The organism is Streptomyces flavusporus, from assembly GCF_046267975.1.
Classification (GTDB): domain Bacteria; phylum Actinomycetota; class Actinomycetes; order Streptomycetales; family Streptomycetaceae; genus Streptomyces; species Streptomyces flavusporus.
Genome location: NZ_CP176503.1, coordinates 6,978,859 through 7,002,037, shown reverse-complemented (window position 1 = coordinate 7,002,037; position 23,179 = coordinate 6,978,859). Strand labels below are relative to the sequence as shown.

Sequence of the window (23,179 nt, the reverse complement as noted above, 5' to 3'; positions counted from 1 at the left end):
TGCGGAAGTCCGCGGCCGGTTCGGCGGCGACGGCGAGGGCTCGGCGCCGCCGGCGATCACGGTCGCGGCGCGCTCATCCGGTGGCCGCCAGCAGCGTCGGCCGACCGCCGAGGGCGAGCGAGAACTGGTCGGTGACCTGGGCCAGGGCCTCGGCCGAACCCGGTGCGACGGTCAGCGTGCCGTCGTCGCCCACGGTGATGTCCTTGTCGAGCGTGAACCAGCCCGGGACGATGTGCGCGGCGCCCATGGAGCTCAGCACCGGGCGCAGGGCGTAGTCGATGGCCAGCACATGGGCGGTGGTGCCGCCGGTCGCCAGCGGCAGGACCGTCTTGCCCGCGAACGCGTACTGCGGAAGCAGGTCGAGCAGCGACTTCAACAGCCCGGAGTAGGCGGCCTTGTAGACCGGGGTACCGATCACAACGCCCTCCGCCCGCTCGAACAGGGCGGTGGCCCGGGCGATCGTCGGGTGCCGGAAGTCGGCCCCGAGCAGTGCCTCGGCGGGGAGAGTACGGACGTCCAGAGCGATCACGTCGTGCCCCTGCGCGGTGAGCCGGTCGTCCAGGTGACGCAGCAGCCGTGCGGTGCGGGAGGTGGCGGAGGGGCTTCCGGAGACGGACAGGACGAGGGCCATGCGGGGTCCTTTCAGGAGGACGGCGGCGGCTGGGCGTGGACGGCGACGGGAAAGCCGAGGAGGAAGAGGCCGACGCCGAGCCGCTTGCAGTCGACGATCCGTTCGGCGATCTGTTCGGGGCGCGGGGCAGGAAAGGTGCCCGTCGATCGGAATTCAGACGCGTTGAAGCGACGTTCCCGGGAAGGCCGCCGTCACGACGGAGAACAACCGGAACAGGAATTCACGAACAGAGCGGGAGAGGGAGCGAGTTCGAGGGTCTGTGTCCCTCGGGTGCGCTCAGACCCGACAGCGACAGAAGGAGCTGGAGACACGCGCGAGGTCGACGTGGCGTCGCCGCGTGAGGTCCTGTCGCTTCATGTCATCGATCGAACCAGTGGGGAGCCCTGCCGGTCAAGAACGCCCGGCTGTGATTCCACATGGTGAGAGTCGGTATCCGCTGTGACAGACAGTCACGGTGGGCCCATCTGGGCACTCGGCTGACCTGCGGGCATCCGGACGGGCTAGGAACTGCTTGCTCCTAGCCCCTCGTTGTACGTCAGTGTCCGACCGCGAAGTCCACGAACGCGGCCCATTCCGAGCGGCGGGAAGCGAGTTGGGCGCGGGCGGGGGCCTTGGAGTCGCGGACGTGGACCGTGCCGGGCGCGACGGCGACTTCGAGGCAGGCGCCGCCTTCATTGCCGCTGTAGCTGCTCTTGAACCAGGACAGGCACTCGGGTTCCGCGGTGCTCACAGCTCTCCCAGCATCTTTTCGATCAAGGCGAGGGACTCCTGCATGGTAAGCGCCTGCGTCCTGATGCTGCCGTACTGTGCGGCCAGGATACGGACGTCTTCGGGGTCCGTAACCAGTCGGCTGGAGTTCTGCGCCTCGGTGTATCCCAGCCGCGGTTTCCCCTTGGGTGTCAGCAGGATGAAGGAACCGCCCATCCCGGCATGCTCGGTACGGTCGATCGGCGTCACCTGCAGTTCCACATTGCGCAACTTGCCGAGCTGGAGCAGACGGTCCAACTGCTCCTTGTGGACGTCTCGCCCTCCAAGAGGGCGACGCAGCACTGACTCCTCGATGACCGCAGTGATCATCGGAGGAGGCCAATGCGTAAGGATCTCCTGCCGCGCCAGTCGAGAGGTCACCCGTTGCTCGATGGTCTCCTCGTCCAGCAGGGGTTTCCGCATCTCGTACAGAGCCCTGATCCGGCGTTCGGGCTGGAACAGCCCCGGGATGTCATGGCAGTTGTAGTCGTTGATCTCAACCGCCTGCCGCTCCCACCGCGCGTAGTCCCTGAACCAGGCCGGATGCCGAACCCTCGCTTTCGCCTTGGCCTTCTCCACATCCTCGATCGTGGCCTTGAACAGCCCACCGGCATCCAGCAGTTCATCGGCCGCCTCCAGGAACTCCCGCTGTGGCGTCCGTCTCCCCGCTCCAGCGATGAGATCAGGTCCTCGCTGTATCCGAGCCGGTCCCCCAACTCCTTCTGCGTGAGCCCCGCTCGCTCCCTGAGTACCTTGACCTGCTTGCCGATCGCCCGGTTCAGGCGCTGGCCTGCTCACCCTCGTCATACGTCTCCTGCGGCCCCGTCACAGTCATCCCGACACCCGCCCTGCTGTCGCACACACCTCACCAAGTCACGGCCGACACCCGTACAGGAAACCGTCCGTACCGGTACGCACACCCTGCGTACCGAATGACTCCCTGGTCAGGGTAGAGCGCGCCAGCCACACTCAGTGACACGAAGTCAGGAATCTCCACCCGGCACTTCACCCAGCTCCTCAGCGCCACGCGTCGTGACGCCCGCCTTGCCCGGCTGATGACTGTGCATCAGCTCGACGAGTGGGGCTGGCGCCGAGCTGCGCGGTGAGCGAGTCCGCGGCGCTGGTTGTCGCCGAGTTGGCGGCGAACGCGGTTGCCCACGGCCGCGTGAAGGGCCGTGGGTTCCGAGTCTCGCTCGCCGTCGAGGCCCCGGACACACTCCGTATCGAAGTGGCCGACCCGCGAGGCGACCGTCGGCCCGTGAGCTGTCATACCGCCAGTGCCATCGACGAGACAGGCCGCGGGCTACTCCTCGTCGACGCGCTCACTGCCCGGTGGGGCAGCCAGCCATGGCCACCATCCGGCAAGGTCGTGTGGGCGGAGATCGCACTTCCCTGCCCAGTGATCGCCCCCCCCGTTACCTTTTTCGTGGCCCCGCAATGGGGCGCCTGGCCCCCGGGTCCGGTATGGCTGTGTGCCCCCTGTCGTACGGATGACCTGGGGGGTGTTGCCGCCGGGCTTCGGGGCACCGCTTGACCGCTGATGAGGGGCCTGACGACCGCCTGGTCCGGCGCAATGCCGGGCCGCTTCACGGGCGGCATGTCTGCGTAACGTGGTTGCCGGCGTGTGGTGCCGCAGGGACGGCCGGGAGCTGAGGAGACGAGTGGCGAGGGGCACGCGCACATGGTCGACACGACCGCGATAGATCTCTTCCTCGGCCTGGACCTGGGCAAGGAGTTCCACCACGCCCACGGCCGGACCGCGGACGGCAGAACCGTGCACGACAAGCGGCTGCCCAACACCGAGCCGAGACTGCTGGAGCTGTTCACCAAGCTGGTGGCGAAGTTCGGCACCGTTCTGGTGATCGTGGACCAGGTCGCCAACATCGGCGCGCTGCCGTTGACGGTGGCCCGCGCGGCCGGCTGCCGGGTGGCCTACCTGCCCGGGCTGTCGATGCGGCGGGCCGCCGATCTGCACCCGGGCGAGGCCAAGACCGACGCCCGCGACGCGTTCGTGATCGCCGAGACCGCCCGCACCATGCCGCACACACTGCGCGCGGTGGACCGCGACGACGAGGTGCTGGCCGAGCTGACCATGCTCACCGGCTACGACAACGACCTGGCCGGCGAGGTCAACCGCGCCACCAACCGGCTGCGCGGCCTGCTCTCCCAGATCCACCCCTCTCTCGAGCGTGTGCTCGGCCCGCGCCTGGCCTACCCCTATGTCCAGGCCCTCCTTCAGCGCCACGGCTCCCCGGCGAGACTGAGGAAACTGGGCCGGGCCCGCTGCGAGGCCCTGCTCAAGGTGCACGGTTCGCGCAAGGCCCACCACCTGACCGCAGAGATCTTCGACGCGCTCGCCGAGCAGACCCTGGTCGTTCCGGGCACCGAGGCCAGCGCGCTGATCGTGCCAGGACTTGCCGCCCAGCTCGCCGCCGCCCACACCCAGCGCCGCCAGGCCGAGCAGGAGATCGCCGCCCTGCTGGAGGCCCTCCCTCTTTTCCACCTCTTGACGTCCCTGCCCGGCCTGGGCGTCAGGACCACGGCGGCCGTGATCGTCGCGATCGGTGACGGCACCGGCTTCCCCACCGCCGGGCACCTCGCCTCCTATGCCGGACTCGCGCCCGCCACGAAGTCCTCGGGCACCTCCATCCGCGGCGAGCACGCACCCCACCGCGGCAACCGGCTCCTCAAACGCGCCCTGTTCCAGGCCGCGTTCGCCGCGATCGGCTGCAAAGCCGACCTGTCCTCCCGGATCTACTACGACCGGCAACGCGCACGCGGCAAGACCCACACCCAGGCGATCCTCCGCCTGGCCCGCCAGCGCGTGAACGTCATCCACGCGATGATCCGCACCGGGGCCCTCTACGAAGCACGCACCCCGGGCGACGTCGACCTCGCCGCCTGACGACTCCACCGCCCTACCCTCCAGGCCCCATCACGCCCGCGTACCGGCACGGCCAATCCGGCCCTGCCGGCCACCGGGCTGCCCATCAGCCACCCGATCCGCCGGGAACACCCCGATCCGCGGGACGTTCCCGAAAACCACGATCAACCCCTACAAGCCGACCCCACCGGGGTTGACGAAACAGATAGGGGCACCCCCCCCCGCATCCACCGCCGCTCGAGAAGGTGGAGCGGCTGCACAGGCAACGTGAGGCCATGCACCATGCGATTGAGGTCCGGCAATCGTCACCGTGAAACCGGGTCGGAGCCCCGATGGCAGACGAGTCGGGCTGTACGCCGGGGAGAATCATCACAGCGCTATGACCTGCGCAGACGGGCGTAACGCCTACCAACGTGGCTACTTTGGTGGCTACGCAAGCGGATGCGTCCCGTCTCGCCCCGTAAGCACAAAGTCCCTGCCCCGGCGCCAAACCGTCCAGCATGGATTTGTTCGCTTCTGGGTCAGTCGGTCCGCGGCATCCAAACCATCATTGCGTAAGTGCACGCCCTGGTCGGCGTACGGTTCGGCACCGTCAGCTGCTGGAACCTGGGCATCGCCGGGTGTTGCGCAATCTTCACGTTGGTCACAGACAGTGGTCGCCCGCGATCAACATCCATGTGCGGTCGCGGCCATCTCCCTGGCCAATTCCTTCACTTCGGTAAGGAGGCTCTCCGGCGACTGGTCGAGGTCGAGGGCGTGCTGGTGCAGGACGATCCCCGCCTCGCGCACGCGATGGCCGGCGTGCGGGGCGTTGCCCTTCGCGTACACAAGATGACCTGCGGGGAGTCCCAGCGCGGTGCAGTACGCCAGCATCTGGTACAGGTCGGCGCCCGGATAGCCGTACTTGTTCTCCACCTTGTACTTGGCGTCGACGACAGCGAGAGGACGGCCCGGGTTCCCGTCGCCGTACCAAACGAAGTCCGGTTGCATACGGACGCGTTCCTCCTCGTCGAGGTGCACGCCCTTGGCCTGGAGCACACCGCGCCCGCCATACGGATACAGCGCTTCGCGCAGGGCGACGCAGACAAAGTCCTCGAATACCTTGTTCATGTCGAAGAGGAACCCGTCGATCCGCAGACCGCCTGGACGGTGCTCGGCCGAAGCGCCGTCGAGGATCGCCCCCGCCAGATGAAGCGCGTGCTGGTAGCGCGCGTTGAGCCGAGAGGGACGCCACTCGGGGAGCCTCTGCCCGCGTACGAGCGGGGAGACGTCCGCGAGCCGGGTCCGCTGATGCAGCAGCCGGGCCCGTACGGGACGCGGAACGCCGGGCAGACGCAGCAGCCGTTCAGTGGCGGCGCGCAGCAGCCGGTTCTCGGGGATGTCGGTGGTGAACTCGTCGTACGCGATCTCGACGGGCAGCGCTGCGCCAAACCGCTTGCGGACCTGCTCGGCCTCGCGAATGCGGCCCCGAACGACGAGAGCGGTGTCCTCGTTCGTCCGGTATCCCTGGATCAACCCTGCTCGGATCGCGCCCTCCACCTGACGCTCGAACGCGTGCGCCAGCGCGGGCAGCACCTCCCGGTGTTCGGCCACATCCACCTGGCCGTCCCGCCAGCCGCGGGGATCGAGGCTGTAGCCCAGCAGGAAAAACAGCCGGGCCATCGGCACTTTGGGGGTGATCCGTACCGTGACCGGCCCCGCGCCGGGCACAGTCACGGACACGGCGCCCACCTTGCTGCCGGCCTTCAGGCACCAGTGGCCGGCCACGTACAGGTCGGGCGCGGCCTCGACGATGCGCGAGGCGGCGAGGGCCCGGCCCACCGCCTCGGGAAGGGGACGACGCACCGCCCGGGCATGCTCGATGAGGTCGACGGGCCCGGCGACGACACTCACGTGACGGGCTCGTCTCCGCGGGCCGCCAGCGCTGCACGCAGGGACGCTAGCCCGTACCGCTTCTCGATCTTCACGCCCTCTCCGTAGTGGTGTTCCTCCAGCAGCGGAAGAATCTTGGTGCGCCAGGTGCGTTCCAGACCGCCCTCCCTGTCCACCCCGGGCTTCATCAGGTACGCCGGCCCGATCTGGAAGTCCACATCTTCGATACGGGAGTTGAGCTCGTCCAGCAGATCGGCCCGCTCCGCGTCCCTCTCCGTCCCCGCCAGCCAGCGACGCAGCAGGCCTCTCGTCGGTTCGGTGCGCGGGGAGAGTTCGACGAACGCGAAACGGCGCCGCATGGCCGCGTCCACAAGCGCGATGGAGCGGTCCGCAGTGTTCATGGTGCCGATGACGAAGAGGTTGTCCGGCAGGGAGAAGTCGTCACCGGAGTAGGTGAGTCGCAGTGTCTGGCGCCGGTATTCCAGCAGGAAGTACAGCTCTCCGAAGACCTTCGCCAGGTTGGCCCGGTTGATCTCGTCGATGATCAGGAAGTGGGGAATGTGCCGGTTGCCCTCCTTATCTGCGCGGTCCGCGAGTTCGCGCAGCGGCCCGGCAGTGAGACGGAAGGCGACCTCCTTGGTCTTCGGGTCCTCCTTGGGACGGTAGCCCTCGAAGAAGTCCTCGTAGGAATAGGAGGGATGGAACTGCACCAGTTTGACCTGCTCGGGGCCACCGCCAAGGAACTCGGCAAGTCCCAGGGCGAGATGGGTCTTGCCCGTTCCAGGCGGCCCGTAGAACACAAGCTGTTTCTCATCCCACAGCAGGTCGCGCACTTCGCGCAGCCACGAGACACTATGCACGTTTAGACGGTCCGTCATCGCCTGGTCCGGTGCGGGAAGTTCCAGCTTCCGACGGGCGGTTTGGGCCGGCAGTTCTGCGCTCGGGTCGCTCACGGTGGCCTCGGCCTCGTCGGCCAGTTGCTCATCGGTCAGCCCCAGCCCGTCTATGAGGGCCTGTACAGCAGTGAGGTCGACGACGTCGTGCTGGACCGACAGCTTCTGCTGGAGTTCCTCGGGCAGTTCCTCCCACTCATAACTGGTGTCCTGCCAGTCGACGGGCCGCCGCAGATTGGACCGCCCGTCCTCAGAGGCAATCTGCTCGGCCGCCCCAGTGACCTTGCCGACGTACAGCCGCCCGTCGGTGCGCGCGCACACCGTGTCGTCGGGCTTCATCCGGGTGAGGAAGACGTGCAGCGCCTCGACGAGTTCCTGCTTCTGGTTGTACGTGGCCGCCGACTCGTAGTCCTCCTCCACGAGGGTGCGCAGCAGGTTCCAGTCCGGGTTCGCTTCGACGCCCTGCCGCAACCTGGTGGCGGCGACGGTGACCAATCCCTCGGCGAGCCACAACCGCTGGACAAGATTGACGCCGGTGACGTTGGAGCCGCGGATGAGCCAGGCGCGGTTCGGCGCAGTCGACAGGTGGTCGAGGTGGGCGAGTGGTTGCCCATCGGCCGATTTCCACTCGCCCCAGCCATTGACACTGCAGCCCCGCAGGATTTCGGCGGCAGCCGAGGGCGAGGTGCACTCGATATCCCAGGCCGCCTCCAGGTATCCCGGCCACCTCTCTGAATGCCGCAGCAGTCCCTGCGAGATGAGTTGCTGTCGTGTGCGGTACGACGTCGGCTTGCGCGCCGCAAACGAGGGAACCACCTTGGTCTGGGCTGGAGACCCCGCCGCGATGACGAACCTCTGGCTCCCGCTGGCGCCCTTCTCCCCCAGCAGCCGGCCCCGAGCCTCCGGCCCGCCTCTCGGCAGTCTCAGGTAGAGCTCCGGGTATGCGTCGGTCATCGGTCTCCTCGTATGTCCTGCAGCTCACGTCGTGCAGCAGCCTATGTGGGGGCAGTGACAGCCACGCTGGTTAGGCTGAACCCTTGCCCCGGCGGGGAGGGCGGTCCTTCTTCGGCCTGAGCTGGGGGAGCCAGCGTTCGGGGCCGGGTAGGGGGAGGGACAGCTCTTCGCGGGCCGTTGGGCGCGGCGCCCAAGTGCGCGGGCCGGGAAGGCGGAGGGCCAGTTGGGAGACAGCAACCATGGCGGGCGAAGGGTCGCGCTCAAGGTAGTTGAGGATGAGAGGCATCCCGACCGAGTTCACCTGTGGGTTCCAAGTGCGGCACGCGATCTGGCAGTACTCACGGGCCTCGAAGAGCACGCCTCTGCACGCCGCCGGCTGCTCCCCGTCCCTCATCCACAGGATGCGGTCCCCCGGCGCGAGGCGCTCACGGCCGATGAGTACTCCATTGGCGACGTTCCCCGCGGCGTCGAGATGCGGCACGGGGTCGTCATCACCGCCGACGTCACCATCGCTGAACCCGGCTATCTCATCCGGACCGTCCGCAGCATAGATCTCCAACTGGTCGCCGTCGGCGTGCGCCTGCCAGAGGTCGAGCGGCTCCCACCCGCCACCGCCGAACAACGACGGCTGGGCCAGCAGGACGAAGACCTCGCCCGCCTCCAGGGCGAGCGTGATGCGGTCCTCACCGCCGATGGGATGGATCTCCCCGACCTCCCAGGCGTCGTTGCCGTTGACCTCCAGCACGCACTCACGGACGGTCGCCACGGCGATGTCGGCGGACACGGAGAAGTACTCCCGGCGCGGGTTGACCCGCTGTCTGCTCAGGCGCTGATGAACGAGCTTCTCAACCTTGGACCAACGCACGGTCAGCGCCCGGAAGAGGACCTCGAACGGCAGTGGTACGCCCTCGTGGCTGGATATCTTCGCCGCGCGTTCCTCCGGTAGCAGGGTGGTGAGGCCGATCTTCACCATGTCGGGCATCGCAGGATTCCGCATGACGTAGACGAAGCCGGTGTCGTGTGTGATCACACGCATATTCTGAGGTGTGCGTGACACGCGATGTTCACGGTTCGCACATATCCGGTCGCGTCTCATGGGTGGCCGCAGAACGAGGGGAAACAAAACATGGACAGCAGGCTGCCCGTCGGCGGGCCTCGCATCGAGGACTTGTTGGAGGCGGTGCCCATCACGGTGGCCGAACTGCGGGGTGCGGTGGGCCTCTTCGACAAGGATACGGCGGGCATGCTGAGAGCCTCGATCGCCACGGCGGAGCGGGCGTTCGCCGAGCTGAACGCCTGCGACCGCGTGATCGATGAGGCAGGTGCCCGCGGCGAGGATGCCGCGGACCACCTGCGGCAGCTGCTCACCCGGGAGGCCCGGGAAGAGGTCGCAGCGGAACTGACGGCTCTCGACGTGATCGCCAGGGAGGTACGAAAGTCGGTGTCGACGCTGCGTCTGCTGAATCGGATTCTGGGCCGGGAGGCGGCCGTCGAGGACGACACGCCGCCGGCGGACGTGTCCCGGCTCCGCGAGATCGATCTTCGCGCGTTGCCATCCACGTACGGCGACGATGCGGAGTACGACGATCTTCTGGCGATGGCCAATCGCGGCGCTGAGCTTGCACCACAGCTGGAAAGGGCGCACAGGGAACGCCTCTCGGCTGTGGCCGAACATCTGGTCACCGTCGTGCAGCGGGCCGCGAAGACCGGCTTCGCGGACGAGCGGTTTGCACAGGAGTCGCTGCGGGAGGCACGGGAGGCTCATGAGCTGTGGCTGAGGTGCCTGGAGCAGCGGCAGCACGACCTCGGGAGGTAAGCGGCAGTTGGCAGCGGCGCTCGACCGAATACGGTATCGGCCGACTCGTGTGAGGCTCGCTAAAAGCCTGTTCGGCCCCAAGACTGACGCCCTGACACAGGTCCTGGGTCCCAGGCACTCATCGTGGACGCACAACGAAGCGCACAGGTTCGGAGAGCACTCGCGTTGCCGACTCCAGATCCGCCAGCCGCCTCGCCAGCGTCGATTCGGCGAGCCTGGGCGGCAGCGCGTCCGCGAACTTCAATCCCTTGACCGCCCGTTCGTCGACCTCCGGCAGGCACAGATGGTCGGGTGCGGCAGCCGAAGCCTGCTTCCAGACATCGGGGTCGAGGTCCTCACGCAGACGGATCCAGCAGTCGTTGATCTGTTGAGCAGGTACGGCAACCTCGGCGAGCGTCGCCGCGAGTGTGGCGTTCGCCCGATGACCGGCCCAGGTCCACCACCTCACGTATCCACCCGATCCGCGGGTGATCACCGTGCCTCCGGGATGCACCTCTTCCACGAAGTGCTCCCGCGCTTCGGCCAGGTACTTCTCCGCTCGCGCCGTGAGGTCCACGGGCGGGTTCGCGCCAAGGAGCACTTCCCGGACCGCGCGCGTCAGTTCGAAGGAGATACCGAAGTCGAGACCGGTACCGCTCCACTTCGCTCTGCCACCGCCGTCGACGGGTTCGACGAAGCACCGCTTGCGCTTCCAGTCGATGTACGTGACCTGCCAGCTCCGCCCGGCCAGGAGCAACCGCCTTGGCCCGTCGATCCGTTCGGTGAGCAGGCTCGGATCCGTCCTGCCGATCTCCCTGCGGCCCTGCAGCACGGTGAACTGCGGAGGTGCGGTGAACACCGCCGTCAGGTTCATGAAGTGCCGGTGCCCGAAGCGCCGTTCGGCCTCGGGACCGATGAACAGGAGTCCACCGTCCTGGTCCAGGTAGCCGTTGTCGACCAGGTGCCGGACGATCGGCTCCGCGGACTGACCGAACGGGCCGAGGCCGTTCCACCACTCCTGCCAGAGACGGTCACCGACCTGCGGTTCCTGCAGGCACAGCGCGAGAAGCTGCTGGGCCACGATGTGCCGCGGCTCCGGCGGGGCGATGACGGGCTCCACCCAGCCGCGCGACCACTGCAGGAGAAGGGCCGCGGCGCCGAGCAGTCCATCGCGGTCCAGCGTGAGGAACAGGCAGTTGCGTGACGTTCCGGGCCTGCGTCCGGTGCGGCCGAGCCGTTGCAGGAATGAGGCGACGGTGAGCGGGGCGTCGATCTGGATGACCCGGTCCAGGTCCCCGACGTCGATGCCGAGTTCGAGGGTGCTCGTGGAGACGATGACGCAGTCGCGGGCCTCGGCGAACGCCTGTTCCGCGCGACGGCGTTCGTCGACGGAGAGGGAGGCGTGGGAGAGGAAGGTGGTCACGCCCTTGGCGCGCAGCTTCTCGCCCAGTTCCTCGACGAGCCTGCGGGACTCGCAGAAGACGAGCCGTTTCTCGCCGCGGTGCAGGGCCGCGATCATGGTGGCGGCGTTGTCGACGGAGCCCACGTAGTCGAGCTGGATGTCCGCCGGGGCCGGGGAGGCCGCTGCCGATGTCTCGGGCTTCGGATCTGCCAGGTGCGGTGCGACCACAGTGGACGGCTGCTTCCCCGCTCCGGACCCCTGCAGCCACAGCAGCAACTCGTCCGGGTTTCCCACCGTCGCCGACAGCCCGACTCGCTGGACGGGACGTCCGACGACACGCTGCAGCCGCTCCAGGACGGCCAGCAGATGCCAGCCCCGGTCGTCCCCGGCGAAGGCGTGCACCTCGTCGACGACCACAGCGCGCAATCCGGAGAAGAAGGACGTGTGATCGACGTTCGCGCTCACCAACATCGCTTCCAGCGACTCCGGCGTCGTGAGCAGGATGTCGGGCCGCGCGGCCAGAATCCGCTTCCGCGCACCGGAGGTGACGTCCCCGTGCCACAGGGCAGCCGTGCGTCCGAGCCACGAGGCGTACGTCTCCAGCCGGGGCAGCAGGTTGTTCAGCAGCGCCTTGAGCGGACACACGTAGAGGACGGACGTCCCCGACCACTTCCCCTGCGTCATCTTCGACAGCAGCGGAAACGACGCGGCCTCCGTCTTGCCTCCGGCGGTGGGCGCCAGAAGGATCGCGTCGTCGCCCGCGAGCAGCGGCCCGATGGCCTCCTCCTGCAGGGGGCGCAGTCCGGGCCAGCCGAGCGTGTTGACGATGTGGTGGACGAGCGCGGGTTCGAGATCGTCGATACCGCTCACGGCATCTCCAGGTCGATGTCTTCCGCGCGTGCGGCAGCCGCGTTGCGTTCCACTTCGGTCAGCTCGCCGTCCGCGATGGTGAGCGCGTAGTGCTTGCGTGGATCGAAGTCCTGGAACTCGTCCACCCGGTCGAGCACATCGGCGACGAGTTTACGCAGGAAGACGCGGGGCGCGACCCCGACCTTGCCCCCGAGTCCGCCGGTCACGGCGGTGGCGAGTTCCATGAGATACGCGTCGTCCACCTGCTGCTCGACTCGTTCCGGATGCCGGGCGGCGCCCGCGTACAGGTCGCGCACGCGCCTGCCCAACTCGCCGAGCCGTTCCAGGTCGAAGCCGGCGAGCCGCAGTTGGACCGCCCGCGGCGAGTCGAAGCGCGGGTCGGTGGTGAAGTCGGTCGCCAGCCGCTGCGCGAGCGGCGGAAGCCGTTGCGCGCCCTGCTGACCGTCGTAGAAGGCCGGCGTCCCCGTGATGACGAGGAACAGCCCTGGGAAGCGTCCCGCGTCGATCTCGTCGAGAAGCTGCCGCAGCGCGTTGAGTCCCTTCTCCCGTACGTCACCGCGCACCCGCTGAAGGGTCTCGATCTCGTCGAGGACGACCAGCAGACCGGGGTGGCCGCAGTCCCGCAGCACGGTGAGCAGGCCCTGCAGGAAGCCGAGCGCCGCGAAGTGGTCGAGGTCGCCCCGTACCCCGGCGGCCCGGCGTGCTGACGCGGCGACGGACTTCTGACCGCCGAGCCAGGCGATGAGGGCTTCCGCGGTCGCCGCGTCGTCGGCCGCGACCGCGCGCCGGTAGCCACGCAGGGCCGCGGCGAACGCCGGTGTGGTGCGGGCCACTTCGGCGAGCCGGCGCTCCATCAGTACGTCGACGGCTTCGCCCAGCGCCGCCTCGTCCTCCTCGTCCACGTCGCCGTTGTCGAGGACCTCCTCCTCCAGCGTGTAGAACCAGGAGTCGACGATCGCGCGCAGCGCACTGGGCTGGTGGGTCGCCGTGGACAGCCGCTCGGTGAGCCGGCGGTACACCGTCTCCAGCCGGTGCAGAGGTGTCTCCGTCTCGGAGATCTGCACCTCGGCCGTGGCGAGCCCCGCACGCTTGGCCCGCTCGGCGAGCCAGCGTGCGAAGAAGGTCTTGCCGGATCCGTACTCTCCCCGGATGGCGTGGAAGGCGGCTCCGCCCCGCGCCACCGTGGCCACATCCTCGTCGAGGGCACCGGTGAACCGGTCGAGACCGACCGCGAAGAGGTCGAGCCCGGAGTGCGGCACGGTGCCCCGGCGCAGTGCGTCGACGACTTCCCGCCGCCGGACCGCGCTCACGTCGGGCGACGACGTCACGTTTTCTCCTTCGGGAAGAACTGGTCGCGCAGCAGGGTCAGATCGAGTTTCACCGTGTGCCCGGCGTCGATGAAGCCCAGGACGGCGTAGCCCTCGATGTTGAGCAGCCGCTGCAGGGTGGCGATGAACCCGTCGATGTTGCGCCGCACCCGCCCGGTCGCCGAGATGGCGCCGGACAGCGCGGCCGGTGATATGGTGCCGCCCGCCCCGACCAGCGCGTCGATGACGGCCGCCACGACCTTGCTCTCGGGAGCCTTGCGTACGTACTCCTTCTGCGCCTCGTACACCTCACTGGCGACCACACGCTCGCCCAGAGTGGCGGGGGCGGCTCCGTCCGCGGCCGGTGCCACGAGCTCGGCAGCGGCGAACAGCCCTTCGCCCGCGGGCTGCTCCTTCGGCTTCCCCCGCTTCGGCTTGCGCGGCGCCTCCCGCACGGCGACGACCTCGGGCCCCCCACCCTTGTGGGGAGCCCACCACGACGGGACGGCCTGCTCCCGAGGCAGGGCCTCCCACTCCTTGGGCACCAGGTCGCGGTCGGGCATGAGGACGAGCAGCGGCACGGTGACCTCCGCGAGCGAGGCTCCGCCGTGATACCCGGCCCGGCGGCCGGTGTAGCGGATGTCCTCCCGCCAGGGCGCGACGATGGTGCCGCCGCCCTCCAGTACGCGGGGCCCGGACAGCTGGACCTCGCCGTCCTTCGCCGCGCCCGTACGCCACCGGGCCGAGCCGTGCCCCGCGTCCTCGTCACCCACAGGTCCTTCGCTCGCGCCCCGCTCCAGCACATGCCCGTGGTCCGCGACGAGCACGACCGGGCGCCCGTACCCCTTGGCCGCCGACAGCAGTTCCCGCAGGTAGGTGACGTCACCCAGGCTCCATTGGGTACGCCGCCCCTGCTGTCCCTTGTCGAGGGCGTCGTCGATGGTGTTCAGCACGACGCCGACCACCGCCTCCGAGGCGAGCGCGGCCATGATCTCCTCGGAGAGGAACCTTCCCGCCCCTCCCTCTATCCCGGCCTTGTGGAAGAGCACGGCGTCCAGTCGCCGCTGCCTCCAGAAGGCGGCGAAGCCGGAACTCTCCTTCGTCTGCCCGCCCTTGACGGCCGTACCGGTGAGCAGGGACGCCCGGCTGACCTCCGTGACCGAGGGGAGCATGGACACGGCGGCCATCCGCCGCGGCCCTTCCTCCGAGCCCACCTCCCTGGGCACGACCTCGGTCCAGCCCTCGCGCTCGACCTCCTCGCCGAGCTGGGCCGCGACCGCACAGCTCATGCCGTCCAGCACCAGAACGAGCGGAGCCGTGTCGCCGGCCAGCGGCCTGACGGCTTCGGCCAGTACGTTCTCGACGACCAGGCAGCCGCCGGGGTGGAGCGCGGTGGCATTCGGCGTCCAGGAGGCGAGCCGCCGGGCGAACTCCTCGTCCAGCCACTCGCGCCGCCCCCTGGCCGCCTCGTACAGCGCACGAAGGTCCTCGCCCGCGGCGGCGTCACCCTCGGGGTCGCCGGCCCACAGAACGCCGAGCGCCCGGTCCGCCCAGCCCCAGTCCCCTGCCTGGTCCCGTACTCCGGCCGCCACCGACGCCACCGAGGGCCGCGGAAGGGACAGCCAGCGGGCGATCCGAACGGCCATCTCGGCCACGCCGACGCGGTCCGTGTTCAGGCGGGCCAGCATGTGCGCGTTCAGCTCGGACAGGGCCGCTTCCCCCGCTTCCGGGGAAGTACGGGCCGCTGCCGTCACGTGCCGCAGCTGGGCCGTGAAGCTGGACGGCAGGAAGCGGTTGGATTCGAGGGCCGTGGTGAGTCCGGCGTCCTCGGCGAGCTTGTCGGCGCGCTTGAGGACGGCGGAGACCCGCTCCAGTGCGTCGGCGTTGTGCCGGGCCTCCCCGATCCAGCGGATGAGGGCGCCCTCGACGGCCTCGGTGAAGGACTGCAGTTCGGTCCGGCGCGGCATCACCTGGCCGAACAGCCCGCCCACGGCGAGCACCACGTCCGGGCTCGCGGCCTGGTCGCGCAGGACGGCTCCCAGCAGACCGAGCGGCATCGCGTCCTGTCCGCGTCCGGTCTCCGCCAGGGACATCAGGACGGGTGCGGCCGGGCCGGCGGTCTCCCCGAGCCACTTCTTCAGCTCGTCCCGTTCGGTCTGGTCCAGCTCCGCGAAGCGCAGGGGCCCCGCAGGGGTACGGGACCACGTGAGCAGGGCGTCCAGATCGACGACCGCGCCCGACGCCGGTCCCGCCTCGTCGTCACCGTCGCCCAGCCCGAGCCGGGCCATGACCAGCGCGCGCAGAGCCGCGTCCCGCGTCAGGACGGAGCCCGAGCGCTTCCAGCCCTGAGCGGGCTCGGCGTCGAGCAGCGCCTCCAGCAGCCACCCCTCGTCGTACATGCGCGGGTCGAGTCCGGCGGCTCCGAAGCGCTGCATGACGATCTCGGCGTTCTCCACCGTGAGCGTCTGCCGCCGCACCGCCTGCCCGCGCAGGTCCCAGCCGATCTGGCCGTCGTCGACGCCGGTGGTGACGACGAGGAGGTCCACGCCGGCGGCCTTGTCCCGGTGCTTCGTCCACTCGTCGAGGATGCCCAGGACGGACGCCTGGTGGCTGACGCGGACGCGCCGCGTCTCCTCCCCCGTCCGCACGGTGAACTCCTCGGGCGCGCCGGCCGTGTAGCGCCCGTGCACCAGCAGGAGTCGCCGGTCTCCGAGCCCGGAGGCGTGTGTGGCGAGCAGCGCCTCGATGGTGCGGCGGCCCACCTGGGGCAGAGCGGCGGCCATCAGTGTCCGGCCTCCTGGCCGTCGGTGGGCATGGGACGCCAGGTGACCTGGATGCGCGTGCCCGGATGGGCGGCGAGGTACGACCTGATCTCCTCTTCCACATCGGCGACGGTGGCGGCGAGGGACGCTTCGAGCCGGGTGGGCTCGACGACATGCGGAGCCGCGGGGCGTACGTCCGGAGCGGGTACGTCCTGGGCGGGTACGTCGACGACAGCACGCTCGCCGCCGTCGAACCGCTGGGGCGCGTCCTCCGTCACGACCGGCCCCGACTCGACCACCGGCTGACCGTGCTCGGTGAAGCTGACGTCGTCCGCGGTCGGCTGTGGTCGCGGTGTCACGGGCTGGGCCACCTGCGCCAGGCGTGCCACTTCGTTGACGAGGGCCAGCGCCCGGTCCTGGAGCTGGTCGAGTACGGGGACGAGCGAGCGGGCCTGCTCGTGGTCGTTCGCCGCCTCCTCGATGACGCGGATCAGCCGTGCCGCCCGGTCCCCTACGCTGTCGTCCCGCCCGGCAAAGCCGCGCACGCTGTCGAGGAGCTTCCAGTTGGTGTCGTCGAGCGCGGCCAGCACTTCGGGCGCCTGCTTGAGGGCTGCCCCGATCTCCGGGTCGGTCACGTCGTACGCCACCGCCGCGAGCTCGCGCACCACCACGGCCGCGTCGTCACTGCGGGCGAGCCGAGCCACCAGGTCCGCCGCGGCCTTCATGGACTTCATACGCGGAGCGTCCGCTCCCTGCGGGCCCCGCAGCCCTAGCTCCTCGGCCCGCTTCTGCAACACGGACCGGACCCCGCTCACGGCGTCCCGATGCCTCTCGGTCACCTCCTTCACGCCGGTGGCGAGTTTGGTGACGTTCAGCGCGATGAGCGCGGGCGGTACATGAACCCCGAAGATCCTGCCGGCCCGTTCACGCGCGGTCGCGAACTCCTCGTCGGTCGGCTTCTCGACGGCGCGCAGTCCGTAGCCGGGGCCGATCCTCTCCAGCTCCGGCGCCTGCTGCAGAGGTGAGGTCTGGTACACCCACGTCCGGTCGTCGAGCAGCGCGTACGTCGCGATGATCAGGTTGCTGACGTTCTTCTCCAGGCCGGTGAACCCGAGCTGGCCGATCCACTTGCGGATGTCCTCGACAGACAGGTCCGTCCCGGAGGGGGCGTCGGAGGCCTTCTGATTGATCCGCAGCCGCCAGTCGCGGGAGACGTTCAGCGGACCGTCGTACACCTCGCCCAGTCCCAGCGGGTGCACGATCTTCTTCACCATGGCCAGCTGGTGGCTGTCGACGACGACCCGGCGTTCGCCGCTCTCCATGGCCCTGCCGATCCATTCGAGCGCCGTCTTCAACTCGCGCAGGGTGACCGGCTTGCGGGTGAGAGCGGGGTCGAAGTCGGGGTGCTTCGGGTAGAGCACAGCGAACATCTCGTCGGCGAGGGCGTAGAGGTTCTTCTCGAAGCCGACGCCGGGCTCGGGCTTCTTCCGCGTGAAGCCGGGCCGCAGCGACCACAGGTGCTGGTCTGCCGGGACCTCGGCTCCGACGTTCGCGGCCTCCGCCTTGCTGATCCCGTACAACTGCTCAAGAACAGCTGAGAGTTGGGTGGTGAGGTTGTCGCTCTGTGCCTTGAGCTGGTGGCGGATCTGGATCCGTTCCTCGGTCGAGCGGGTGGCGGTGACGTCGTCGAGCCGGTCCCGCTCCAGCAGATAGTTGATCTTCAGGAGCCGTCCGAGCTGCCGGGCCCGCTGCTCGGAGAAGAAGTCGGGCAGCCAGACGACGGTGCTCCCAGTCCGCCCCGAACGCTTGAGGTTCTCGATCCGTTGGACGTCCTCGATGGGCGAGCGCTGAGGCTCGTCGAAGGGGTAGTCCAGTACGAAGCGGATGTTGCCGTCCATCTGCGGTTCGAACTGCTCGTCGGGCAGATGCGGATCGCGTACGTTCCCGAAGACGAACTCTGCGGTCCGCTTGGTGCCCCGCCAGACGATCTCGCGCTCGCACACGAACGCCTGGGTGTCCCGGATACCGAAGGCCGCCCACAGCTGGTCCTTGACCCACTGCCGCCGCTGCCCGGCGTTGTCCGCGACCCCCTGGACCTCTTCGAGCAGCGGCTCGACGTCCAGGTCGGACAGGTGCAGATGGAACACCGGGTCGGCGTCGCCCTCACTCCTCAGCTCCCCGAACCCCTGGGCCTGGAGGTCTCGCAGCGCCTTCACCGCGATCGATCCGGCCGACCCCACCCGGGCCCTGATCGTGCCGTGGTTGAGCGCGGCGAGCCGTCCACCGGTCAGCCGTGCCAGAGCCGGCACATTGGGGGCGAGCGCGCCGAGCAGAAGGGTTTTGACGAGCCGGTCGTCACGCCGGTGGCGCGCATCGTCGACGGACCCGTACTTCTCCAGCAGATGGGACCGCACGCGCGCGTGGAAGCGGTGCGCGATCTCGGACTCCCGGCGCAGCTTGGCGGTGAACGCCTCGCCCGTGCCCGACGCTATGACGTCCCACAGGTCGCCGAGCGGGATCAGCTCCCCCATCTTCAGGTCGTCGCGACGGCGCCGCAGCAGTTCCTGGACGAGCTTCAGACCGGTGCGTTCGCGCTGGAGTGCTCCGGAGAGGTCCACGAGGACGTTGAGCAGCGCGGGCGAGAGCGGGTACAGGGTGCGGAAGTCGTCCCAGCTGGCCTCGGTCCGCCCGTGGGCGTCGAGCAGCACCTGCCGGACCTCGTCCTTGGACGACTCGACGAGCGTGAAGGCCTCGTCACGGGCCGCTTCCATGCCTGGTTTCGGTTCCAGCACGCGGCGCTTGATGATCTCGACGAGATTGCTGTCCTCCAGGTTGACGACGTCGACGCGCCCGGCCAGGTACTCGATCTGCTGCTCCAGGTTCTGCACCTCGGCGCCGGCCACGTCGGAGCCGATGAGCTGCGACAGGTCGCGCTGACGCGAGATGAAGGACACGATCGGCACGGGCCGGTCGGTGTCCCCGGACTCGATCAGCTTGACCAGCCGCTGCACCTGGTCGCGTACGAAGTCCTGCTCGCCCATGTGCGCCTGGAGCCAGAGGATCAGCTCGTCGAGGAACAGCACGATGCCGTCGTAGCCGAGGGACTTGGCGTGCCGGGAGATGACGGACAGCCCGTTCTCCAGCGGCACGAAGGCGTCCTTGTCGCCGCGGGCTCCCTGCGCATACGCCGCCATGGGCCCGGAGAGCAGCGCGGACACGAGTGCCTCGCGGTACGGGTCTCCGGCGGGCGCGTCGAAGGCACGGTTCAGGTCGGCGGAGGTCCAGCTGGCCGCGGCCGGGGCCGCGTCGTCCGCGTCCAGCAGGTCGAGGTCGTCGTCATCGCCGTCCGCGCCGACGGCACCGCCGCCGCCCGGGGTCACCGCAGCCGCCCCGTCCCCGAGCCACTGCACGAACTTCGCGTCGTCCGCGAGGAACTCCCGCTGCCTGCGCGCGTCCGCGAGCGCGGAGTCGGCCCGGTAGACGGCGGGGGTCGGCTTGTTCGAGTCCAGAGAGCGCACCGCGTGCACGTACCCGCCGAGGATGGCCGAGTCCAGGTCCGTGGAGCCGACGAGGTGGTAGGGCACCATGAGGAACCGGCTGTCGCGCAGCCAGTCGTCGTGCTCGGCGATGACCTCCTGCAGCCGGGGCTTGGAGCGGGCCGCCGCGTTGTTGTTCAGGACGGCGTGCAGCACGGTCAGGAAGTGGCTCTTACCGGCACCGAACGAACCGTGCAGGTAGGCGGCGTGCGAGTTCCCCGACCTGACCGCCGCCCCGACCAGCCCGAGCGCACTACGGAACGCCCCTTGCAGCTGCTCGGTGACCACGTACTCGGCGACGCGGGCATCGGTTTCGGTGAACCCGCCGGACAGCTCGACCTTGAAATCGCCGGCATGGACGTCTTCCTTGATGTCGATGACATCCTTCAGGAAGAGCTCGCTGGTGGGCATCCGGCTCTCGTTCCCTCACTCGGCAGCAGTCGGGGCGCGCTGATCGCACGCGCGACATCCAATCTTGCCAGTCTTGCCATGCCTTGTGCCCAGGCCAGACGCAAGTTCCGTGACGTGGGTGTCACGTTGAGCGACGCAAGCGGACGAATTCATCGCGGGATGTGACAAAGCTGCACCTCTCCGTGACATTCGCCTGGGTGTGGCCCTGGCGGCGGCCTGGCCGAGAACCGCTTACGCCCGCATACGACCGTCTTGCGCTCCTTTTCGACCGGCTCCGACACTCGTGAGCAGCGGGACGACGTGCCGACGTGCTTCATCACCGCGAGGGGGACCCCATGGGGGGCGACGGGATCGAGGGCTTACTGCGCGACCGGTTACTGATCATGGTGAACGACAGGTCGGCGATCGGCCTGCTGCCGTACATAGACGGAAACGCCGGAGGGCTGCTCCTCACGGGTGCCGATGCGGCGGTGAGGTGCCGGAACATACGCAACAGCTACCCGGACACGGTCGTGGCCGTGGACTACGGCGGCCACGAGCACCGGGTCGCGACCGTCGACCGCCCTTTCGGCTATCAGGCGGCCGACGGCTGGCACGCGCTCGACTTCTCCGGCCTGGAGGAGGTCCTGAACGGCCAGCTCGCCAACAAGGCGGCGTTCGCGGTGACCCCGACCTGCTTCATACCGCCGGACGAGGACGGCGACGCCCGCGTCCTGCGCGCGGTGATCGCCCAGGCCAACCGGCTGGAGCGGACGGACACAGTCGTCCTGCTGCCGTGCAGCTACCGCTGGCTGCGGGACGAGTCGCTGCTGCACCTGATGGCGGCGGTACGGGCCAGCCGGCATCCGGTGGCGCTGATCATGCAGCACTACAAGGACCCCTTGGAGCGGGTGGGCGTGGCCGAGGGGCTGCGCGTGCTGTGCCGGTCGTGCCCGCGTCTGCTGCTGTGGCGTACGGACCTGGCGGCGTTCGACGCGCTGGCACACGGGGCGCTGGGCACGGCGGTGGGGGTGACCGCCATGCTCCGCCACGGCATGGACCCGCGCAGCAAGGGGCGGGGCTGGCGGCCGTATCCGGTGGTGCTCGTCCGCGACCTGCTGAAGTATCACCGGGTGGAGGTGCTCCAGAACTGGTTCGCGCGCGTGGAACCGTGGACGTGCGGGTGCACGATGTGCGAGGGCGCCGAGTTGTCGCGGTTCAGCGAGAGCAACGCCGATGTGCGCGAGTCGCAGTGGCACAACACGTGTGAGCTGTACGCGCTGCACGACGAGTTGATCTCGGCCGATGCGGGCCCGGACCGGCTGGAGTGGTGGCGGCAGATCGTCGACGACGCGGTCGCGCGGCATCACCTGCTGACCTCCGACCTCGGGGAGGAGGTCGCGCATCCTCCGGTGCTGCACTACTGGCAGCGGGCCAGCCCGCCGGCGGTTCCCCTGCCATGACGGTTGCTTGTGCCGGGGCCTCAGCGGAGGTCGATCTCGGCCCATACGACCTTTCCGGGTCCTGGGCGGTCGGTGATGCCCCAACGGGACGCGAGAGCTTCGACGATGACGAGGCCACGGCCGTGCTCGGTCGTCGCGTCTCCCGCCATCGGCGACGCGGTGACACAGCGGTCGCCTCGGGCATCGGCGACCTCGACGCGGAGCGCGTCCGTACGGCGCTCAAGGCGGAGGGCGAAGTCGCGGCCCGGTACGTGGGCGTGGAGTACGGCGTTGGAGGCCAGCTCGGCGACGACGAGAGCCACGGCGTCGGAGACGGCGGACCCGAACGGGAGTCCCCAGACGTCGAGTTGGTGCGTGGCAAGGCGGCGGGCGAGGCGGGCGCCGCGCCGGGTCGCGCTGAACTGCTGGTAGAACATACGTACAGTGACGGCTGGTTGGGCCTGAGGTGCGGTCATGCGGTCCAGCGTCGCGGGAGGTCGGGCGGCACAACAGCCACGACACTGGTACAGCCGCGACTGGGTGGGTTCACCGAGTGGACAGGGTGAGTGACGCCCCGTAACCATGGCTGGGTTGATGTCCCGGTGGCGTACGTGGGAGGTGGGCCGGGCGTGTTGGACGGCGTCGCGAGCAGTGAACCGGAAGTGTCGGACGGCCTCAAGAGCTTCGGCGCGGTCCTGAAGGCGTTGCGTGAGGAAGCGGGGCTGACGCAGGAGGAGTTCGCGCCGCAGGTGCGGTACTCGGTGCATGCGGTAGCCAAGCTGGAGCAGGGGAAGCGGTTCCCGTCGGTGAGGTTCATCGAGCGGGCCGGGACGGTCCTTGAGGCGCCGAGGGTCCTCAAGGCGGCGGCACGGCATCTGACGCGGAGGCAGGGGCTGGCGTCGTGGTTCGTGCAGTGGGCGGGGATCGAGGAGGAGGCGATCTCGCTTTATGCGTATGAGTGCCGGGCGATTCCTGGGTTGTTGCAGCCGGAGGCGTACATCAGGGCGATCTTCGAGCGGAGGCTGCCGCCCGTCACAGAGGAGCAACTGGAACGTGAGACTGCGGCGCGGCTTGAGCGACAGCAGCTCCTGACGCAGAAGCCGAACACGGCCTTCAGCTTCGTCATCGAACAGGCGCTGCTGGAGCGGCGAGTGGGTGGAGTGGGAGTCACGAGGGCCCTCATCGACCACCTCCTGGAGGTTGGGAAGCTACGCAACGTGGAGATCCAGCTCATGCCGCTACAGCAGGAGGACCACGCGGGCGTTGACGGCCAGATGTACCTGGCAGAGACTCCTGACAACCAGTGGATCGGCTACACCGAGGGTCAGCGTTCGAGCACTCTGATCACGGCACCGAAGGACGTGAGCGTCCTGCTCCAGCGCTATGGCAAGCTGCGTGCGCAGGCCCTCGATTGCAGGGCCACGGTGAGCCTGCTGGAACACATGCGAGGAGCGCTATGAGCACCACCGAACCGGCGTGGTTCAAGAGCAGCTACAGCGGTAGCGAGGGGGACAACTGCGTCGAGGTCGCTGACTGCCCTGAGGCCGTCCGCGTGCGGGACTCCAAGGACAAGGACGGCGACCAGCTCGCCCTCTCCCGCACCACGTGGTCCGCCTTCGTCGCGTACGCGGCAGACGCCGAAGTCTGACACTCACCCAGCACCCGTGGGCTGCCGGAGTTCTGGACTCCGGCAG

Annotated in this window: 18 protein-coding genes; 6 read left to right on the top strand and 12 right to left on the bottom strand. The window is 69.1% G+C overall.

All coding sequences use genetic code 11. The features are described from left to right. Nucleotides 1-73: 73 nt before the first annotated feature. The 4 genes from ssuE to ACKTSN_RS33085 form a co-directional block, all read right to left on the bottom strand. Nucleotides 74-631, bottom strand: coding sequence for an NADPH-dependent FMN reductase (ssuE, locus tag ACKTSN_RS33100; RefSeq protein ID WP_409472471.1), 558 nt, complete (start codon nucleotides 629-631; stop codon nucleotides 74-76). 276 nt (nucleotides 632-907) lie between these two features. After that, nucleotides 908-988, bottom strand: coding sequence for a putative leader peptide (locus ACKTSN_RS33095; RefSeq protein WP_409474983.1), 81 nt, complete (start codon nucleotides 986-988; stop codon nucleotides 908-910). 178 nt (nucleotides 989-1,166) lie between these two features. Further along, a complete protein-coding gene (locus ACKTSN_RS33090) occupies nucleotides 1,167-1,361 on the bottom strand; it encodes a DUF397 domain-containing protein (RefSeq protein WP_409472470.1) in 195 nt (64 codons plus the stop codon). Next, nucleotides 1,358-1,957, bottom strand: a complete 600-nt coding sequence (locus tag ACKTSN_RS33085) for a DUF5753 domain-containing protein (RefSeq protein ID WP_409472469.1) — start codon at nucleotides 1,955-1,957, stop codon at nucleotides 1,358-1,360. The genes ACKTSN_RS33090 and ACKTSN_RS33085 overlap by 4 nt, the downstream gene beginning before the upstream one ends. Before the next feature lie 499 nt (nucleotides 1,958-2,456). Here ACKTSN_RS33085 and ACKTSN_RS33080 point away from each other — a divergent pair, with 499 nt between their 5' ends. Both ACKTSN_RS33080 and ACKTSN_RS33075 read left to right on the top strand, forming a co-directional pair. Then, on the top strand, nucleotides 2,457-2,912 hold the full coding sequence (locus ACKTSN_RS33080) for an ATP-binding protein (protein WP_409472468.1): 456 nt from the start codon (nucleotides 2,457-2,459) through the stop codon (nucleotides 2,910-2,912). A 147-nt stretch (nucleotides 2,913-3,059) separates the two neighbouring features. Continuing rightward, nucleotides 3,060-4,283 (top strand): IS110 family transposase, encoded by a 1,224-nt coding sequence (locus tag ACKTSN_RS33075; protein WP_409467819.1) that lies wholly within the window; start codon nucleotides 3,060-3,062, stop codon nucleotides 4,281-4,283. 645 nt (nucleotides 4,284-4,928) lie between these two features. Here ACKTSN_RS33075 and ACKTSN_RS33070 read toward each other — a convergent pair. The 3 genes from ACKTSN_RS33070 to ACKTSN_RS33060 all read right to left on the bottom strand — a co-directional run bounded on the left by ACKTSN_RS33070 (nucleotide 4,929) and on the right by ACKTSN_RS33060 (nucleotide 9,011). Beyond that, nucleotides 4,929-6,155, bottom strand: coding sequence for an McrC family protein (locus tag ACKTSN_RS33070; RefSeq protein ID WP_409472467.1), 1,227 nt, complete (start codon nucleotides 6,153-6,155; stop codon nucleotides 4,929-4,931). After that, nucleotides 6,152-7,981, bottom strand: a complete 1,830-nt coding sequence (locus ACKTSN_RS33065; protein WP_409472466.1) for a DUF4357 domain-containing protein — start codon at nucleotides 7,979-7,981, stop codon at nucleotides 6,152-6,154. The genes ACKTSN_RS33070 and ACKTSN_RS33065 overlap by 4 nt, the downstream gene beginning before the upstream one ends. 70 nt (nucleotides 7,982-8,051) lie before the next feature. Further along, the gene (locus ACKTSN_RS33060) at nucleotides 8,052-9,011 is read right to left on the bottom strand and encodes a GIY-YIG nuclease family protein (RefSeq protein WP_409472465.1); all 960 of its coding nucleotides are present in this window, start codon (nucleotides 9,009-9,011) and stop codon (nucleotides 8,052-8,054) included. A gap of 96 nt (nucleotides 9,012-9,107) precedes the next feature. On the opposite strand from ACKTSN_RS33060, the gene ACKTSN_RS33055 reads away from it, so the two are divergent. Then, nucleotides 9,108-9,797, top strand: coding sequence for a hypothetical protein (locus tag ACKTSN_RS33055; protein ID WP_409472464.1), 690 nt, complete (start codon nucleotides 9,108-9,110; stop codon nucleotides 9,795-9,797). A gap of 118 nt (nucleotides 9,798-9,915) precedes the next feature. On the opposite strand, the gene ACKTSN_RS33050 is transcribed toward ACKTSN_RS33055, so the two are convergent. From ACKTSN_RS33050 to ACKTSN_RS33035, 4 genes are read right to left on the bottom strand one after another with little or no spacing between them, the layout of a single operon-like run. Continuing rightward, complete coding sequence (locus tag ACKTSN_RS33050; protein WP_409472463.1) at nucleotides 9,916-12,048, bottom strand: DEAD/DEAH box helicase; 2,133 nt, start codon at nucleotides 12,046-12,048, stop codon at nucleotides 9,916-9,918. Then, nucleotides 12,045-13,376, bottom strand: a complete 1,332-nt coding sequence (gene brxD, locus ACKTSN_RS33045) for a BREX system ATP-binding protein BrxD (protein WP_409472462.1) — start codon at nucleotides 13,374-13,376, stop codon at nucleotides 12,045-12,047. The genes ACKTSN_RS33050 and brxD overlap by 4 nt, the downstream gene beginning before the upstream one ends. After that, nucleotides 13,373-16,138 carry a BREX-2 system phosphatase PglZ gene (gene pglZ, locus ACKTSN_RS33040; RefSeq protein WP_409472461.1) on the bottom strand — a complete coding sequence of 922 codons (2,766 nt, stop codon included), beginning with the start codon at nucleotides 16,136-16,138 and terminating at the stop codon, nucleotides 13,373-13,375. Before pglZ ends, brxD begins: the two co-directional genes overlap by 4 nt. After that, on the bottom strand, nucleotides 16,138-20,064 hold the full coding sequence (locus ACKTSN_RS33035) for a PglY protein (protein ID WP_409472460.1): 3,927 nt from the start codon (nucleotides 20,062-20,064) through the stop codon (nucleotides 16,138-16,140). Before ACKTSN_RS33035 ends, pglZ begins: the two co-directional genes overlap by 1 nt. 335 nt (nucleotides 20,065-20,399) lie before the next feature. On the opposite strand from ACKTSN_RS33035, the gene ACKTSN_RS33030 reads away from it, so the two are divergent. Continuing rightward, nucleotides 20,400-21,506, top strand: coding sequence for a hypothetical protein (locus tag ACKTSN_RS33030; protein ID WP_409472459.1), 1,107 nt, complete (start codon nucleotides 20,400-20,402; stop codon nucleotides 21,504-21,506). A 20-nt stretch (nucleotides 21,507-21,526) separates the two neighbouring features. Here ACKTSN_RS33030 and ACKTSN_RS33025 read toward each other — a convergent pair whose 3' ends face one another. Beyond that, nucleotides 21,527-21,922 (bottom strand): ATP-binding protein, encoded by a 396-nt coding sequence (locus tag ACKTSN_RS33025; RefSeq protein WP_409474982.1) that lies wholly within the window; start codon nucleotides 21,920-21,922, stop codon nucleotides 21,527-21,529. 165 nt (nucleotides 21,923-22,087) lie between these two features. Here ACKTSN_RS33025 and ACKTSN_RS33020 point away from each other — a divergent pair, with 165 nt between their 5' ends. Both ACKTSN_RS33020 and ACKTSN_RS33015 read left to right on the top strand, forming a co-directional pair. Beyond that, nucleotides 22,088-22,945 (top strand): helix-turn-helix domain-containing protein, encoded by an 858-nt coding sequence (locus ACKTSN_RS33020; RefSeq protein WP_409472458.1) that lies wholly within the window; start codon nucleotides 22,088-22,090, stop codon nucleotides 22,943-22,945. Beyond that, nucleotides 22,942-23,133, top strand: coding sequence for a DUF397 domain-containing protein (locus ACKTSN_RS33015; RefSeq protein WP_409472457.1), 192 nt, complete (start codon nucleotides 22,942-22,944; stop codon nucleotides 23,131-23,133). Before ACKTSN_RS33020 ends, ACKTSN_RS33015 begins: the two co-directional genes overlap by 4 nt. Nucleotides 23,134-23,179 lie beyond the last annotated feature (46 nt).

Excerpts from the sequence above, each read along its gene's own strand:
- ACKTSN_RS33095 (WP_409474983.1), bottom strand. The coding sequence starts at position 988 with ATGAAGCGACAGGACCTCACGCGGCGACGCCACGTCGACCTCGCGCGT.
- ACKTSN_RS33030 (WP_409472459.1), top strand. The coding sequence starts at position 20,400 with ATGGGGGGCGACGGGATCGAGGGCTTACTGCGCGACCGGTTACTGATC.
- ACKTSN_RS33015 (WP_409472457.1), top strand. The coding sequence starts at position 22,942 with ATGAGCACCACCGAACCGGCGTGGTTCAAGAGCAGCTACAGCGGTAGC.
- ssuE (WP_409472471.1), bottom strand. The coding sequence starts at position 631 with ATGGCCCTCGTCCTGTCCGTCTCCGGAAGCCCCTCCGCCACCTCCCGC.
- pglZ (WP_409472461.1), bottom strand. The coding sequence starts at position 16,138 with ATGGCCGCCGCTCTGCCCCAGGTGGGCCGCCGCACCATCGAGGCGCTG.
- ACKTSN_RS33035 (WP_409472460.1), bottom strand. The coding sequence starts at position 20,064 with ATGCCCACCAGCGAGCTCTTCCTGAAGGATGTCATCGACATCAAGGAA.
- ACKTSN_RS33075 (WP_409467819.1), top strand. The coding sequence starts at position 3,060 with ATGGTCGACACGACCGCGATAGATCTCTTCCTCGGCCTGGACCTGGGC.
- ACKTSN_RS33055 (WP_409472464.1), top strand. The coding sequence starts at position 9,108 with ATGGACAGCAGGCTGCCCGTCGGCGGGCCTCGCATCGAGGACTTGTTG.
- ACKTSN_RS33025 (WP_409474982.1), bottom strand. The coding sequence starts at position 21,922 with ATGTTCTACCAGCAGTTCAGCGCGACCCGGCGCGGCGCCCGCCTCGCC.
- ACKTSN_RS33065 (WP_409472466.1), bottom strand. The coding sequence starts at position 7,981 with ATGACCGACGCATACCCGGAGCTCTACCTGAGACTGCCGAGAGGCGGG.